At 55.4% G+C, this 15,370-nt stretch carries 11 protein-coding genes and 1 riboswitch; of the genes, 4 read left to right on the top strand and 7 right to left on the bottom strand.

What is annotated here, in order from left to right:
• Positions 1 to 110: 110 nt before the first annotated feature.
• From P1X16_RS13410 to P1X16_RS13400, 3 genes are read right to left on the bottom strand one after another with little or no spacing between them, the layout of a single operon-like run.
• Positions 111 to 875, bottom strand: a complete 765-nt coding sequence (locus tag P1X16_RS13410) for a geranylgeranylglyceryl/heptaprenylglyceryl phosphate synthase (protein WP_277229681.1) — start codon at positions 873 to 875, stop codon at positions 111 to 113.
• A complete protein-coding gene (locus P1X16_RS13405) occupies positions 853 to 1,632 on the bottom strand; it encodes a hypothetical protein (protein ID WP_277229679.1) in 780 nt (259 codons plus the stop codon). The genes P1X16_RS13410 and P1X16_RS13405 overlap by 23 nt, the downstream gene beginning before the upstream one ends.
• Positions 1,633 to 1,647: 15 nt before the next feature.
• Positions 1,648 to 2,034 (bottom strand): phage holin family protein, encoded by a 387-nt coding sequence (locus P1X16_RS13400; RefSeq protein WP_245120387.1) that lies wholly within the window; start codon positions 2,032 to 2,034, stop codon positions 1,648 to 1,650.
• A gap of 147 nt (positions 2,035 to 2,181) precedes the next feature.
• Here P1X16_RS13400 and P1X16_RS13395 point away from each other — a divergent pair, with 147 nt between their 5' ends.
• The gene (locus P1X16_RS13395) at positions 2,182 to 3,321 is read left to right on the top strand and encodes a DnaJ domain-containing protein (RefSeq protein ID WP_277229675.1); all 1,140 of its coding nucleotides are present in this window, start codon (positions 2,182 to 2,184) and stop codon (positions 3,319 to 3,321) included.
• Between the two features lie 136 nt (positions 3,322 to 3,457).
• Here P1X16_RS13395 and P1X16_RS13390 read toward each other — a convergent pair whose 3' ends face one another.
• The 4 genes from P1X16_RS13390 to P1X16_RS13375 all read right to left on the bottom strand — a co-directional run bounded on the left by P1X16_RS13390 (position 3,458) and on the right by P1X16_RS13375 (position 9,259).
• Positions 3,458 to 4,030 (bottom strand): fasciclin domain-containing protein, encoded by a 573-nt coding sequence (locus P1X16_RS13390; protein WP_277229672.1) that lies wholly within the window; start codon positions 4,028 to 4,030, stop codon positions 3,458 to 3,460.
• 298 nt (positions 4,031 to 4,328) lie between these two features.
• Complete coding sequence (locus P1X16_RS13385; RefSeq protein ID WP_245120395.1) at positions 4,329 to 4,601, bottom strand: hypothetical protein; 273 nt, start codon at positions 4,599 to 4,601, stop codon at positions 4,329 to 4,331.
• A gap of 167 nt (positions 4,602 to 4,768) precedes the next feature.
• A complete protein-coding gene (locus P1X16_RS13380; RefSeq protein WP_277229667.1) occupies positions 4,769 to 7,252 on the bottom strand; it encodes a DUF5686 and carboxypeptidase-like regulatory domain-containing protein in 2,484 nt (827 codons plus the stop codon).
• Between the two features lie 273 nt (positions 7,253 to 7,525).
• Complete coding sequence (locus P1X16_RS13375) at positions 7,526 to 9,259, bottom strand: PA14 domain-containing protein (RefSeq protein ID WP_277229664.1); 1,734 nt, start codon at positions 9,257 to 9,259, stop codon at positions 7,526 to 7,528.
• A gap of 251 nt (positions 9,260 to 9,510) precedes the next feature.
• A riboswitch (SAM riboswitch) is annotated at positions 9,511 to 9,621 on the top strand.
• Positions 9,622 to 9,693: 72 nt separating this feature from the next.
• Between P1X16_RS13375 and metH the strand changes: the two genes are divergently transcribed.
• The 3 genes from metH to P1X16_RS13360 all read left to right on the top strand — a co-directional run bounded on the left by metH (position 9,694) and on the right by P1X16_RS13360 (position 15,151).
• The gene (metH, locus tag P1X16_RS13370; protein WP_277229661.1) at positions 9,694 to 13,407 is read left to right on the top strand and encodes a methionine synthase; all 3,714 of its coding nucleotides are present in this window, start codon (positions 9,694 to 9,696) and stop codon (positions 13,405 to 13,407) included.
• 154 nt (positions 13,408 to 13,561) lie between these two features.
• A complete protein-coding gene (gene metF, locus P1X16_RS13365) occupies positions 13,562 to 14,518 on the top strand; it encodes a methylenetetrahydrofolate reductase [NAD(P)H] (RefSeq protein WP_277229658.1) in 957 nt (318 codons plus the stop codon).
• 153 nt (positions 14,519 to 14,671) lie between these two features.
• Positions 14,672 to 15,151, top strand: coding sequence for a hypothetical protein (locus P1X16_RS13360; protein ID WP_277229656.1), 480 nt, complete (start codon positions 14,672 to 14,674; stop codon positions 15,149 to 15,151).
• The last annotated feature ends 219 nt before the right edge of the window (positions 15,152 to 15,370 follow it).

Here is a 15,370-nt window from a genome sequence, read left to right as displayed (position 1 = left end):
AGCACGGGGCTTCTATTTAATATCAAGTGCCGTGTACTAAGCAGTAGGCCAAGCTACTTCACAGGTACAGCGCGGTAATCTAAGTGAGCACTTCTGGCGCCAACTGCTGTTTAAACAGCACTGACCGTGTTAAAGCTTTGTACAACCTGCGCTACTTGGCCTAGAAACTCGGGGTCTTTCTCGATCTGATTGCCGATAACAACAATGTCGGCGCCAGCAGTAAGGGCAGCGTGAGCCTTATCTACAGTATTGATGCCACCCCCAACGATGAGAGGCAATTCTACAGCCTGCCGCACTGCCCGAATCATGGCCGGCGAAACAGGATAAGCAGCGCCGCTACCGCCGTCCAAGTATATCAGGCGCAACCCGAGCTGCTCGCCCGCCATGGCCGTGCAGGCCGCAATGGTTGGCTTGTCGTGGGGGAGGGGCGTGGTACCGCTCATATAGCTGGCGGTGGTTTGCCGGCCCGAATCGACGAGCATATAGCCGGTAGGCAGAATCTGGAGGTTGCTTTGGCGCAGAGCTGGTGCCGCAATAACGTGCTGCCCAATCAGAAACTCCGGGTTGCGGCCCGAAATCAACGACAAAAGCAAAATACCATCAGCCTGCGAATCGAGATGGAGGCTATGGCTTGGAAATAGCAGAACAGGTACGGGAGACTGGCTCTTCAATAAACGAATGAGGGCAGCCTGATGAGAACTCATCACCAAGCTGCCGCCCACAAAAAAGTAATCAACTACGTGTTGCGCACTCAGCTCTAGCATCTGTTGACAGCCGGCCTCGTCTAGATTATCGGGGTCGAGGAGTACAGCTAATGCCTTATGACCGAGCTTACGGCGTTTATTTAGAGCATCATAGAGGCTGGTGAGGCGCATTCGCGTCGTCGTCGTGAAAGGTAAAGTCGATGTCCCGGGTTTCCGGCTCCTGATGCGGAGTGGTTGCAAGGTCGGGATTTTTGAACATCGGCATATACTCTCCCACTTTTTTAGCTACCACTGCCATAAGTACTGCCGTGGCCTGCGCTATCAGCATCTTGCCGGTATCCGACTGCAAAAAGGCGCGGAAAGTATCGGCTACAATAGAAGATGCTCCCTCCGATTGATCGGGTCCGTCGTACTGGTACGAGCGGCCTTGGTGCATTGTTGGTAAGGTTCGCGATGCGCTATAATCAAGTGGCCGGAACGGGTCGGAATCGAGGTCGGCGGCTTGGGCGTGGTATACATCGGGGGCAATGTCGGCCCGCTCAGAAGCTGGAGTCTGGAACCCGCGGTCGGCATAGTGGCCGCTACGTGCGCCCAAGTCGTCGTTTATGGCATAATCAACCCCACCTGGAGAGCCTTTGCGCAGAGACCTAGCCGAACGCTGCGTACGAGGGCCACTGCCAAGTTCCCGATCCTGCTTAGGCTTGTACTTCTTATACTTCTTGGGTCCACCAAAAGCTTTCGATATCAGCCAAACGCTGCCTATTACTCCGGCGCCAATAGCTGCGTACTTGCCTATCTGCTGCGTCTTTACTTTGATATCTTCTTTAATGCCGTCGACTTCGCCCATTAAGGCGCGCTCGTATTCAAGCTTCTGGCGCTCCAGAAACTCTTTTTCATCTTCGAATAGAGGGTTGGTTGGTTCGGCCATGTTCAAATAGGTCAATTAAGCTTGGCGTTTGTCGGATTTGTAAATGGTGTTGTTGAGCAGCTTATCGGCCAAGCCCTGGAACAGCTTTTTGTCTACTCCCACTACAAATATGATGAGCAAAACCAGATAAAAAGCAGCTACGATGCCGAAGCCCCAGAAAGGACTATCCAGTGCATCGTTGAGCATCAACGCCACAAACAGGTTCAGGAAGATGAAAAATAGCAGGCCAATAGCCGCTAGCGACACGCCGTGCACAGTACCTACGAAAGCTGATTTCACCTTTTCCTGAGTTTCCAGGCGTACCAAATCGATACGGGTGTCGAGGTAGCCTTTCAAGTTACCGATGATGTTTTCGGTACGGGGCGTTTTAGTTGAGTCGTCTTCGTCGTTGAAAAGGCTCATATGAAGGAGAAGATTTGCGGAAAATCATGTTACCAAAGCAGGCTCTGGAAACGCTGGTTGAAACCAAGTTTTCAGATAGCACATTCATACGGGAAAGGCGGCTTCTTGTCTGAATTCTGCCGTACTTTTACCTACTAGCATTGTCCCTTGAGTCAGAATCATTACCATGTACTCGGAGTGCCGGCTACCGCTACTCCTGTTGATATAAAGCTGGCCTACAAGAGGTTAGCGGTGCAGTTGCACCCAGATAAGCACGGCGGTAACCCTATATATGAGGAGCGATTTAAGGCCGTAGCCGTAGCCTATCGAGTTCTGAATGATCCGGCTCGTCGGGCAGCCTACGATCAGCAACTACGGCAAGCAGAACAGCGGCTAGCCGAAGCACAGCGCCAACAAGAGTACCGGGTACAAGGCCAGCGGGTATATGGCGTGCCGATGCCGCCTCCAGCCCCTTTGCGTACGCGCCGGCCCGCCGGGTCGGCAGAGCGGCACTATCGTTCTATCCCTAAGCAGCGCAAGTTTACGCGGCGCGATTATATCCTTACGTTCAGTTTGCTAGCAGGCTTGCTGTTCTTTGTGATGATCGTGAAGTTGACCATGGACCATGTAACGGCCGTGAGCAATTACGAAGATGGCCTTGCAGCCTACGGACAGCGGAAATGGGAAACGGCCAATGCCTACTTCACGGAGGCCCTTCATTTCAAACCTACCTATAGAGAAGCTCTGAAACGGCGCGCCGAGATTCAGCATCTTATCAACAGAAACTACCGCGAAGCAGGCAACGATTATGCTGCTGCCTTGCGCGAAACCAAGGAACCTGCGGAGCGTGCTACGTTGCTGTACCGCTTGGCGCAGTGCCAAGTGCAACTCGGGCAGATAGCCAGTGCCGAACACAACTTGACGAATGCGCTGGCGCTGGATTCAACCCAAAGTGGCGCCTGGCTAGCACGAGGCGAAGTGCGGCTGTTCGAGCAACGCCGCTTTCCCGGCGCCATCCACGACTTTACGGCAGGCCTACGCCACCGCTCCATTGTAGGCCGGCCCCTGCCTACGAAGTATCTCACGTATCGGGGGTTGGCCTATTTCAAGCTGCAAGATCTAACCCAAGCCCGGCAAGACTATCGGCGCGTACTGGAAGCCAACCCTCGCAATGGGCAAGTACATTTTTTACTAGGCCGAGTAGCTCAACAGGAAGGGAATGCGCCTGCTGCCTGTGAGTTTTTTCGTCGGGCAGTGCTGCTTGGTTATATATACGCCGATGAAGCCCGCCAGCAGAATTGCCCCTAAGTGGTTAGTCTGTTGAGTTAGAAATTCGCTATTATAGGCATACAAAAAAAGCGCCTTCCCCGCAGGAAGGCGCTTTTCGTATGATGTAAGTTCAAGGCTGTGCCTTACTAGTTAGCCTGCCGATTAGCAACTGCAACTAGGGCATTAACACCTTGTCGATAACGTGAATCACGCCGTTGCTTTGGATTACGTCGTAGGTGGAGATAGTAGAGACACCGCCTTTCTCGTCGACGAGTACTACGTTTTTCGGGCCGTTCATCATGGCCTTCAATGTGCCGCCGCTTACCGTCTTCAGCGAGGCGGTGCCTTTGCCAGCTTTGATGGCCGACATAATCTTGTCGGCGGTCATGTTGCCGGCTACCACGTGGTAGGTCAGAATCTTGGTGAGCGTTGCCTTATTCTCGGGCTTCACGAGGATTTCAACAGTACCGGCTGGCAGCGCGTTGAAAGCGGCGTTGGTAGGAGCGAAAACCGTGAAAGGGCCTTTGCCTTGCAGCGTCTCTACGAGGCCGGCTGCCTTCACCGCAGACACCAGCGTAGTATGGTCAGCCGAGTTAACAGCGTTTTCCACAATATTCTTATTCGGGTACATGGCTTGACCGCCAACCGATACGGTGCCGGGCGTCATGGTAGCTTGAGCAGAGGCCGAAGTAGCAGTAACAGTTCCCAATAGAGCCACTAAGGCAAAGGAGAGCAGGTTTTTTTTCATGATGAAGGAAGAGGAGGAGGTGTAGTGAAGTTATTTGAGGGCATCTACGCCTGAGCTCTTCTTCTTGGATTTATTGCACCCTAAAAATATTTTATGCGAGCTATCTAATTAGTGGCTTTCCTTCGGTGCTTTATAACTGTCGAGTTTGGTTTCGACTTCTGGACTTCAGGATCTTAGCATCTGAAAACTAGAATAGCTGCAGCACTGAAAATAAATGTGCACTCGGTTGCTTTGCCAAGCAAAACGCCCGGCCTGCAACGAGCAGACCGGGCGTTTGTCAAGATGAAAATACTAGGGGCTAGTTCAGCCACACAGTGAGCAGCACCTCAAAACGGTGCGGTGCAAAAGCGTTGTAAAAAGGAGCTTCACCCTGGAATCCTAATACGTGAACCAAGGCGATACCCTCGGTACGCGAATCAACTACCCGAACAGGGTAGAGGCGGTCCTTTTCGGGCCAGTCACCTACGTGATTGAAAGGGCGCTGGCTGTCGTCTACGCAACGAGCGTAATCAACAAAGGGGGCGTGCCGAGTGGCTTCGGCAAAGGTCAGGTTATCTACTTCGTATGCCATAAGCTCTTTTACAAAAAGCGACAAGATTTGATTCAGAAGGAAGCCAGAAAACAGCGGGTTATCTGCGGGTAGCAGGTAGCCGACGGGTAATATAGTAAGTTTGATCTTCTAGTACTGCGTCGGCACTAGTATTAATTTACTGTTGCGTCGTCGTACGACCTCCGAGTTTAAAGCTTGAACTGGAAGCTAAACTTCACACCAAAATTCCTGGCGCCCGGCGAGTCGCGGTACGTGAGACGATGTATAAAATCTACGCGAACCACCCGGAATATGTTCTCGACACCGTAGCCCACCTCGGCGTAGGGCAGGCGGCCTAGCGGTTGAAAGCGTGGCAAAGGCTGCCCATTATTTGGGTCTATTTCCGGAATAATTTCGTTGTTGGCTTGGTCAACGCTGCCATATAGTACGTTGCCCGTAGCCACTAAGCGCCAGTTCAGCTTCTTGATAGCGGGTATCGAATTCAACAAGAAGCCCTCGAAGTAATGATCGAAGCGCAGTCCTACGTATCGGTCGCTGACAAATTCGAAGTAGCGCATCAAGTTATAAGCGCCAGCGTTGTAGAACGGCGACTGGTTGCCCAGGTGCGCCTTGAGCATGGGGTAGGGGATAGTACTCGGTACGTAGCCCGCATCGAGCGTATATTCGGTGCGGCCCAGCTGGCCGAGCCGTACACTCTGTGCTACAATCAGGTTGATCTTGTGATAGCTAAAGTCGCCGCCCAGAAAGTTTTTAAGCCCAAGCGTGTAGCGCACCGTGAAGACGGGTAGCTTCTTGAGCCCGATAGGGGAGCGGTAGTTTTGAGTTTGGCTTTGTACCAGCACCTCGTCGGGCGCGTAGCGCGATTCCACTACCACCTCCGACGCATTGAAATTGTCTTCGGTAGGGGCGCCCGGCTCGGGCTCGTCGGTGTAGTAGGCAAAGCGGTAGAGCGGCCGAAACTGCTGCCTACGTAACGTGACCTTCTGCGTGAAACCCCGGAACAAGTCGGTCTGAAACGACATCGAGGACAAGTCGCGCAGCAGAGGCCGACCGTTGGTGATGTTGCCTAAGCGGGCTGAGGCTTCAAAAAGCGGGTTCTCCAGTGCGTAGTCGTTATCGAGCAGTGCTACCTGATCTATGTCGTGGCGATGCTCGAAGCCAATAGTGGTCCAAGTGCGGCGGTCGAGGATGCGGTTTACGCGCAGGCCGTACTTGAGGCGCGCATCGCGCAGGCCGTACGCCAAATACGTGCGAGCAGCCCAGGTGCGGCTGATATCGGGCGTAGTCCGAAAGCCAATGCGCGGCCGTAGCCCCTCAATGTTGTTGTAGCCGATGGCGGCTGGCACGGGACCGACGTCGATTTTACCTACCCGATAATACCCACTCACCACCACGGTGGCTACTTCCAAAAAAGAGCGCACCGACGGTAGCTTGCGCACCGAGTCGAGCACCATCATGGTTTTCTGCTCCTGCACGGAAAGTGAGTCGGGCCGATTCTTATCAAAGTAGTCGGCTTCGCCTTTGAAGGCATCGGCCGCCGTTTCCATGGGCACGTCGTAGAATTCGAGCGGGTGGTATTTGCCGGGCTCGAAGTTGGAATTGACGGTTGTGAAGCGGGCCATAAAGCCTGTGCTCTTACTCGTTGGACGGATGCCAATCACTACGCGGGTGCGCAATGGCAGCCACGGCCCGGCCGCGGTAGGCGTTAGTTCCTGCCACACTTTCACCTGATCCACGAAGTTGAGGTTGGCGTCGGAACTCACCCGCAAATCGACGCGGCGCAGGGCGTACGACTTGGTGGTTATCCAGATGGTGCCCGTAAAGGCCAGGTCCTGCGAGCGGCGCGGCGTCACGGCGAGCTGATAGCAAAAATCGTCGCCGATGTACACCGAATCTTGCAGCTCGTACTCGTACGTGAACTTCCAGCCGTCGGCAATCGGGGATATAAAGTCTTTGCCTAGCAATTGCTGCCAGTTGGGGTAGAAGTCCCAGTCCTGAAAAGACGACCCCATAATCTGCGACACCACCGAGCCTTCACGCGGCGCAATGCCGCGCATCTGGTTGCGCTTGATTTCCTCGCGCCGCCTGATGGGCCGCTGGTGCGCATAATAGCGCGACAACATTTCGGAAGCGAAAACGGGCACTACGGGCTTGCCGTCGGCCCCGCGCTCCAACCCGATGCTGTCGGCTACGGCGGTCATCTGGCGCAATACTTTGCGGCGGGCTACCTGATCGGGCAAGTTGTTGATGCTGATTTCGGTGCGGTTGTAGCTGTCGAACTCGAAGGCGTCAAGGCGCTGCTTGTCGTTTTGAGGCTTGTGCTGCTGCACCCGGCGCATAATGGCATACGCCGGATTCTCGGTAGGGCGCACCACTACCTCGTTCAAGGAAACAGCCCCGGTTCCAAGTGCGAAGTCGATGGTCTGGGTTGTGGCCTGGCGGTTCAGCGCTTTCTTAATGGGAGTAAAGCCCATAGCGGAAGCCACTACCGTATCGGCAGGGGCAGTGTTGAGCTGGTAACGACCTTCGGCGTCGGCGGTGGCACCCGCCGTGGTGCCCGGCACAAAAATGGACGCAAACGGTACAGGTTTCTGCGTAGCGGCTTCTGTAACCCGCCCCCGAATTAAAAGCTGTTGTGCATAGCTGTGCCCGGCTCCGACTAATAACAGCACCAGAAACAATAGACACCTAGTTCGAAATAGCAAGGCAGCAAGAACGGATAAGCGAGTGAAAATCAATTATAAATAGTCGGGGAGCTGTAATATACAGAATACGAACGGGTGGCGGGTGTAGGTTAGGCTAGAGATGATAATTTACTCGGCGAGTTTAATCTAACTATCTCTGTATGTGTACTCTTCCGACGGACAATGCGTTCATTTTCAGGAGCGAAAGATATTCGCTCGATGCCGGCGAATAGGAAATTTCCTGCTGTCGACGTGGCCTATTTATTGGACTACCACTTCCACCCGGCGGTTGCGGACGCGCTGCTGCGGGTCGCGGTTGTCGGCCACGGGGCGGGTGCTGCCGTAGCCGCGGGCCACCAGCCGAGCCGAGTCGATGCCCTGTTGCACCAAGTAGCGCCGTACCACGCGGGCGCGTTGTTCGGAGAGGCGCAGGTTGAGGACAGGCTCCCCCACATTGTCGGTGTGGCCGGCTATTTCGAGGCGCAGGGTGGGTTGGGCACGTAGCGTGCGGGCCAAGCTGTTCAGAACCGGGCGCGAGGTAGGAAGGAGGCTGGCCGTGCTTTGGGTGAAATATAAGTTAGGCAGCGTTACGGTGGCACCGCGGCTGAGCGTGCGGAAGTCCGGCAAGGGAAGCACTGTGTCCCGCAGAACACGAAGTACTGGTGCAGGTCGACGCGGAGCGGCCCGAACGATAGTGGGTGTTGTAGCACGCCGAGGCAGGGCTGGTTTTGGAATAGCTAGGCGTGGCTGCGCGGCTGCTACTGGCGGAACTACTGCGGCAACAGCAGGCTGAGGTACGGGCAGGTTAGGGTAGAGGTACTGCCGAGGCACCACTACCGGGTTGCGGTCCGAGGCGCTGGGCCGAGTCCAGGAAAACACGGCGCGCGAGTTGCCTTTCACTTGGCGGTAGGTGATGCTAACTCGGTACCAGCGTCCGGCCGTTAGGCGTTGGGCAAAGTCGAGCGGTACTGGAGTCTTATTGAAAAACTCCTTATCGAAGCTCTTCATGCTCAGTACATTGTCGCCAGCAAAGGTGACGTCGTGGGCATCATCAAATTCGGTGTGAAATACATACACTCCAGTTTCAGGCGCCAACACATAGCCCGTCCAGCGCACACTGAAGCCTTGAGCGGGCACGCCCGGCACCGGCGGCTTCTGCTGCCAAGCCACCTGCACGACGGGCTCTATCCTTGTCAGTACGCCCGGGCCTTTATCAACTCCTGCAAAGTAAGTGGCTCGTAGTCCCACGCCTGGCGCCGGCGCTACCATTACTGAGGCCGCCACGGCTTCCTTCACATTATCGGGCGGTTTGATGCGCATGGGCACCGGCTTGGGAGCAAGCGCCCCCGGTACTATACCAATAGAGCCCGACGATTTGGCTGGAGCCAGTGCTACCGGCGGCTTAGTAGTAGGGATAGGCTTTGCTGATGCAGGCAAAGAAGTGTAGAGGTAGCGGGGGGGAATAGCATCTAACTCATCTAAGGAAGGAGTTGACGTCAACTCATTGGTCTTGCTGGGCAATTGCCATGCTAGCAGTGCCCGGCTGTCCCACCTAACTTGGTAGTATTCCACCCGCAGCGAATAGTAGCGGCCCGCTATAAGTGTCTTGCGAACTGTGTACCGCGTGACTCGCTGGTCCACCCAAGAGTCTAGTACTTTGCGGCCTCCTATCCACACGCGCATGCCGTCATCGGTAGCCATGTTGAACGTGTAGACGCCCGTCACGGGAGCATACACATAGCCCGTCCAGCGGACCGAAAAAAACTCGCCTGGCACGCCCGGCACCGGCGACACAAAGTGGCTGCCGTCGGAGCCAATGGTCCAGTTGAAATCTATGGTTTTGTCGGTGCGGGTCAGGGCTAGCTTCTCGAAGTTTGTGCCGTCGTAGTACTGGCCTCGTAGGCCGCTACCGACAGTCGTTGGCTGCTGAGCAACTGCTAAGCCTGTCAGTAGCACCAGATACGTTGTGCAAAATTGGCGAAGCAAGGCCAGCATTCTCATAGCAGCATACCCCAAGGCATTACTTGATTGTTCCTCTGATTGGGCATGAGCAAGATGAACGAAAATGCTGGCTAGGTCAATTTTATTCAACCAACAACTGCTTTAGTCCCATGAGTTGCTTTATGGCATCTGCCTCAGGCATGCAGGATGGAAACTTTGGTCCAGCTTGTTGAAATAGGGGCTTGCGGTAGAATGCAATAGCGGCGGATTGAATTTCGAATTTTCCTGCTGTATCTTTGTAGAGTTACTTATCCAGAAAGACTGAGGGATTGGGCCCTACGACGTCTTGGCAACCTGAATAAAACAAGGTGCCAACTCCCATTTCGTCCTACTTCTGCGGCGGAAGAAGATAAGTACGGAACCTGCACCCGCAGTTTTCTCTTTCTGGATGAGCTGGTTCAACAACGGCATTCTGTAAAGAGAAACATATGAAAACCCACTGTCCCGACTCCCCGCTTTACGACATTCTGCAGCGGCGCATCTTGGTGCTCGATGGCGCCATGGGCACCATGATTCAGCGGCACCCGCTGGAAGAGGCAGATTTTCGGGGTACTCGCTTTGCCGACCACCCCAAGCCGTTGCGGGGCAACAACGACCTGCTCAGCCTCACCCGGCCCGACATCATTAAAGGCATTCACGCCGAGTATTTTGCCGCCGGGGCCGACATGGTGGAAACCAACACGTTTAGTGGCACCACCATTGCGCAGGCTGACTATGGGCTCGAGGACATTGTATATGAATTGAATTACGAGTCGGCGCGCCTAGCCAAGGAAGCCGCCGACGAGTTTACGGCGCAGAATCCGGGCAAGCCCCGCTTCGTTGCTGGCGCTGTGGGGCCTACTAACCGTACCGCCTCCCTCTCGCCCGACGTGAACCGGCCGGGCTTCCGGGCCGTGACGTTCGACGAGCTGGCTACCGCCTACCACGAGCAGGTGCGCGGCCTCATTGATGGTGGCTCTGATGCGCTGCTCATCGAAACTATCTTCGATACGCTTAATGCTAAAGCGGCTTTGTACGCCGTACAGAAGTTCTTCGACGAAGGCGGCCGCGTGGTGCCCGTTATGATTTCGGGCACGATTACCGATGCTTCTGGCCGCACCTTGTCGGGGCAGACGGTAGAAGCTTTCTGGAACTCCATTCGCCACTTGCCGCTACTGAGTGTGGGTCTGAACTGTGCCCTCGGTGCCGACCAACTCAAGGTGTACGTGAAGGAGCTCAGCCGCATTGCTGACGTGCATATTTCGGCTTATCCCAACGCCGGTCTTCCCAATGCCTTCGGCGGCTACGACGAGTCGGCGCAGGAGTTTGCGGGTGTGGTAGAAGGCTACCTCTCCGACCGCCTAGTGACGGTGGTGGGCGGCTGCTGTGGTACCACACCGCAGCACATTGCCGAACTGGCTAAGTTGGCCGATAAGTACGAGCCGCGCCCCTTGCCGGAGATAGTACCTGCCACACGCTTAAGTGGCCTGGAGCCTTTCGGTATCACCGAGGAAAGCCTGTTTGTGAACGTAGGTGAGCGGTGCAACGTGACGGGTAGCCGCGCATTTGCCCGCCTTATCCGCACGGGCGCCTATGAGCAAGCCCTGCAAGTGGCTCGCGACCAAGTGGAAGGCGGCGCCCAAATCATCGACGTGAACATGGACGAAGGCATGCTTGACTCCGAGCAAGCCATGACTACGTTCCTGAACCTGATTGCCTCGGAGCCTGATATTTCGCGGGTGCCCATCATGATTGACTCCTCGAAATGGAGCGTGCTTGAAGCCGGCCTGAAGTGCGTACAGGGCAAGAGCATCGTTAACTCCGTTTCGCTGAAAGAAGGCGAAGAGGTGTTCAAGGAGCGTGCCCGCACGGTCCGCCAGTACGGCGCGGCCATGGTGGTTATGGCCTTCGATGAGAACGGCCAGGCCGACTCCTACGAGAAGCGCATCGAAATCTGTAAGCGCAGCTACGACATTCTGGTCAACGAAGTCGGCTTCCCGGCCGAAGACATCATCTTCGACCCCAACATCCTGACCGTGGGCACTGGTATGGAAGAACACCGCAACTACGCGCTGGACTTCATTGAATCGGTTCGTTGGATCAAAGCCAATCTGCCCGGCGCCCTTACCAGTGGCGGCGTCTCCAACATTAGCTTCTCGTACCGCGGCAACGACGTGGTGCGCGAGGCTATGCACTCATCGTTCCTCTTCCACGCCATTAAAGCTGGCCTGGATATGGGCATCGTGAACCCGAGCCAACTGGCTGTGTACGACGAAGTGCCGAAGGACTTGCTGGAACTGGTAGAAGACGTGCTGCTCAACCGCCGCCCCGATGCCACCGAGCGCCTTGTCGACTTCGCCGAAACAGTGAAGCAGAAAGACAAAGTGGAAGTGGTAGCCGATGCGTGGCGCAGCTTACCAGTGCAAGAGCGCCTGCAACACGCCCTGGTGCGCGGCATCACCGAGTTTATCGACCAAGATACCGAAGAAGTACGCCAGCAAGTAGGCCGCCCGCTCGAAGTAATCGAAGGCCCGTTGATGTCGGGTATGAACGTGGTAGGTGATTTGTTCGGCGCCGGCAAGATGTTCCTGCCACAGGTGGTAAAATCGGCACGGGTGATGAAGAAGGCCGTGGCCTATCTGGAACCCTATCTGCTGGCCGACAAGCAAGGCTCGGAGCGCCAAACGGCGGGTAAGATCTTGCTGGCCACCGTGAAAGGCGACGTACACGACATCGGCAAAAACATTGTGGGCGTCGTACTGGCCTGCAACAATTTCGACATTGTGGACTTGGGCGTGATGGTGCCGCTGGAGCGGATTCTGGACGAAGCCGTAAAGCAGGAAGTCGATGTTATCGGGCTGAGCGGCCTGATTACCCCGAGCCTCGACGAGATGGTGTACGTGGCGCAGGAAATGGAGCGGCGTGGCCTGAAGCTGCCGCTGCTCATTGGCGGTGCTACTACTTCGCGCCTGCATGCTGCCGTAAAGGTGGCACCCAACTATTCGGGGCCGATGGTGCACGTAAACGATGCGTCGCGCAGTGTGGGCGTAGCGGCTGGGCTGTTGGGTTCTGGCAAAGACGAGTACGCTCGCACCGTGCGCGACGAGTACCGCCAGCTGCGGGAAGACTACGCCGGCCGCCAGCGTGATAAGAGCTACCTCAGCATCGAGGCGGCCCGCGAAAATGGCTTCAAAGCCGATTGGGAAACCACGCCTATCGTGAAGCCAACCTTCCTTGGTACTCGCACCCTAGAAGACTACGACCTAGCCGAGCTGGCTACCTATATCGACTGGACGCCTTTCTTCCAGACCTGGGAGCTGAAAGGCCGCTACCCACGCATCCTTACAGACGAGAACGTAGGTGAAGCCGCCACGCAACTCTTCAACGATGCGCAAGCCATGCTTAAGCGCATCATCGACGAGAAGCTGCTCACTGCGCGCGCCGTAGTCGGTTTCTGGCCCGCCAACACCGTGGATTACGACACCGTGCGGGTGTTCAAGGATGACAGCCGAACCGAAGTAACCACTGAGTTCTTCACGCTGCGTCAGCAGAGCGAGAAAGCCGCGGGAGTTCCAAACCTAGCTTTCTCCGACTTTGTGGCGCCGCTGGAAACCGGCCGGGCCGATTATATCGGCGGCTTTGCCGTGACGGCGGGCATCGGTATCGAGAAGCACCTCGAGAAGTTCGAAGCCGAGCACGACGACTACTCTAGCATCATGATGAAAGCTCTGGCCGACCGTTTGGCCGAGGCTTTTGCCGAGCGCCTACACCAGCGCGTGCGGGAAGAGTTCTGGGGCTACGATCCGGCCGAGAATCTTTCCAACGAAGACCTGATTCAGGAGAAGTACAAAGGAGTGCGCCCGGCGCCCGGTTACCCCGGCTGCCCCGACCACACCGAGAAAATCACGCTTTTCCAGTTGCTCGACGCGGAAAATAAAACCGGTATCCGGCTCACCGAAAACCTGGCTATGTATCCGGCCTCGTCGGTTAGCGGCTTGTACTATGCGCACCCCGACTCACGCTACTTCGGCTTGGGCCGGATTGGCGCCGACCAGGTGGCCGATATTGCGCAGCGCAAGAATATGCCGCTGCCGGAGCTAGAGCGTTGGTTGATGCCGAACCTAAATTATGATCCTACGTCGGTGCCCGTAACTGCGCTCTAGGTTTCCTTGCTACCTGCGTCTTCTTTATAAGGAGAAGCAGCAAATCAAAACATTTCATCCTGTGCTTAGCCAGAGCTAAGACATACGTTATACTCGATACCTGCACCATCTAGCCTTTCCCTTCTAGGGGAAGGCTAGAAGCGGGGCCCACTCTATGAAAGTAACCGACCATATTACCCGCGCCAACGGCAAAACCCTGTTTTCTTTCGAGGTGCTGCCGCCGCGCAAGGGCGAAAACATCCAGAACCTATTCAGCAATATCGAGCCGCTGATGGAGTTCAAGCCGCCCTTCATTGACGTGACATACCACCGCGAGGAGTACGTATATCGTCAGCACCCAAATGGCTTTTTGGAGAAAAAAACGGTGCGTAAGCGGCCGGGCACAGTGGGCATATGCGCGGCCATCAAAAACCGCTTCGACGTCGATACGGTGCCTCACCTCATCTGCGGTGGCTTCTCAAAGGAGGAAACCGAAAATGCCCTCATCGACCTGCACTTCCTCGGTATCGATTCGGTGTTGGCTTTACGTGGCGACCCAATTAAGTCGGAAGGTACGTTCAAGCCGCACCCCGACGGGCATGCTTACGCCAGCGACCTTATTGGGCAAGTGAAGTCGCTGAACCATGGCGAGTACTTGGATGAAAAGCAGGACGATACCTGGGCTACCAACTTCTGCATCGGCACAGCTGGCTACCCCGAAAAGCACTTCGAAGCGCCCAACTACGGCGCCGACATCCGTTACCTGCGCCATAAGGTAGACCGGGGCGCTGATTATATTGTGACGCAGATGTTCTTCGACAACGAGCAATTCTTCAAGTTCGAGAAGAGCTGCCGCGACGCCGGTATCACCGTGCCCATTATTCCGGGCCTGAAGCCGCTCACCACCAAAAGTCAGCTCACTATGCTGCCGCGCACGTTCTTCCTGAACCTGCCCGAGCCGCTAGTGGAAGCCATCAGCCAGTGCCGCGACAACGACGCCGCCCGGCAAGTTGGCATCGAGTGGTGCATCAATCAGTCCAAGGAGTTGATGGCTCATGGCGTTCCAAGCCTGCACTATTATAGCATGGGTAAGGCGGAGGCCATTCGGCGGGTAGCGCAAGAGCTATTCTAGTCGCCTAAACAAACTCGAAGCAGCGCGCCAGGTAGCGTGGCGCGGAGAAATTCTTTTAGAGAAGCGAGTATTCAATACGAATCCCCACTCTCTCGTACAAAGAAGCTCTCCGTGCCGCGCTACCTGGCGCGCTGCTTTACTTATACTTCCACTATGTCGACTCTTGACGAGCTGTTTGTGCGCCTGCGGGAAGCCACTACCCCGATTGAAATAGAAACCTTGCAGAGCGGCATCTGGCAACTTTGGCTTACAACTGGCGAGCTTCTCTTAGATAAACATTTAGAGGCCGGTATGCGGGCGTTGTCGGCGGGAAACTACACGCAGGCCATCACCGATTTCACCACTCTCACTGAGCTGAAGCCAGCTTATGCGGAGGGTTGGAACAAGCGCGCCACTGCCTATTACCTACGGGGCGAATACCGCGCTTCCTTGGCTGATATACGCGAGACGCTACGCCGAGAACCCCGCCATTTCGGAGCTTTATCGGGCTGGGCCAGCATGCTGCGCACCCTCGCCGATGACCAAGGCTTGCTGCGAGTGCTAGTAAAACTAGAGCAGCTTTGTCCGCATTGGCCGGGCTTACAAGGGCAACTCCGCGAGTTACGCAACCGATTGAACGAGTCAGGGGAATAATCCACTGGTCTTATATTGTAGGTTGCTATTGTATTTGTATATTTCCTGGCATTCATTCCTATTCGATAAGTCTATGCCTGCACTGTAGTTGCTTGTATGCTCTGTAAACAAGCATATTACGAGCAAAGCAGATAGCTTTTCGTTTCGGAATGATAAAAAATTATTTGTATTTAAACAATAAAAAAATGTCTTTGCAGTATCCGCTGATTCCCCCCATCA

It is taken from the genome of Hymenobacter sp. YC55 (assembly GCF_029433095.1).
GTDB lineage: Bacteria > Bacteroidota > Bacteroidia > Cytophagales > Hymenobacteraceae > Hymenobacter.
Note: the sequence above shows the minus strand (reverse complement) of the source record. Positions and strands in the feature narration are given on the sequence as shown.

Coding starts and splice junctions, on each gene's coding strand:
- P1X16_RS13375 (WP_277229664.1), bottom strand. CDS start 9,259: ATGCTGGCCTTGCTTCGCCAATTTTGCACAACGTATCTGGTGCTACTG.
- P1X16_RS13360 (WP_277229656.1), top strand. CDS start 14,672: ATGTCGACTCTTGACGAGCTGTTTGTGCGCCTGCGGGAAGCCACTACC.
- metF (WP_277229658.1), top strand. CDS start 13,562: ATGAAAGTAACCGACCATATTACCCGCGCCAACGGCAAAACCCTGTTT.
- P1X16_RS13410 (WP_277229681.1), bottom strand. CDS start 875: ATGCGCCTCACCAGCCTCTATGATGCTCTAAATAAACGCCGTAAGCTC.
- P1X16_RS13400 (WP_245120387.1), bottom strand. CDS start 2,034: ATGAGCCTTTTCAACGACGAAGACGACTCAACTAAAACGCCCCGTACC.
- metH (WP_277229661.1), top strand. CDS start 9,694: ATGAAAACCCACTGTCCCGACTCCCCGCTTTACGACATTCTGCAGCGG.
- P1X16_RS13405 (WP_277229679.1), bottom strand. CDS start 1,632: ATGGCCGAACCAACCAACCCTCTATTCGAAGATGAAAAAGAGTTTCTG.
- P1X16_RS13385 (WP_245120395.1), bottom strand. CDS start 4,601: ATGGCATACGAAGTAGATAACCTGACCTTTGCCGAAGCCACTCGGCAC.
- P1X16_RS13390 (WP_277229672.1), bottom strand. CDS start 4,030: ATGAAAAAAAACCTGCTCTCCTTTGCCTTAGTGGCTCTATTGGGAACT.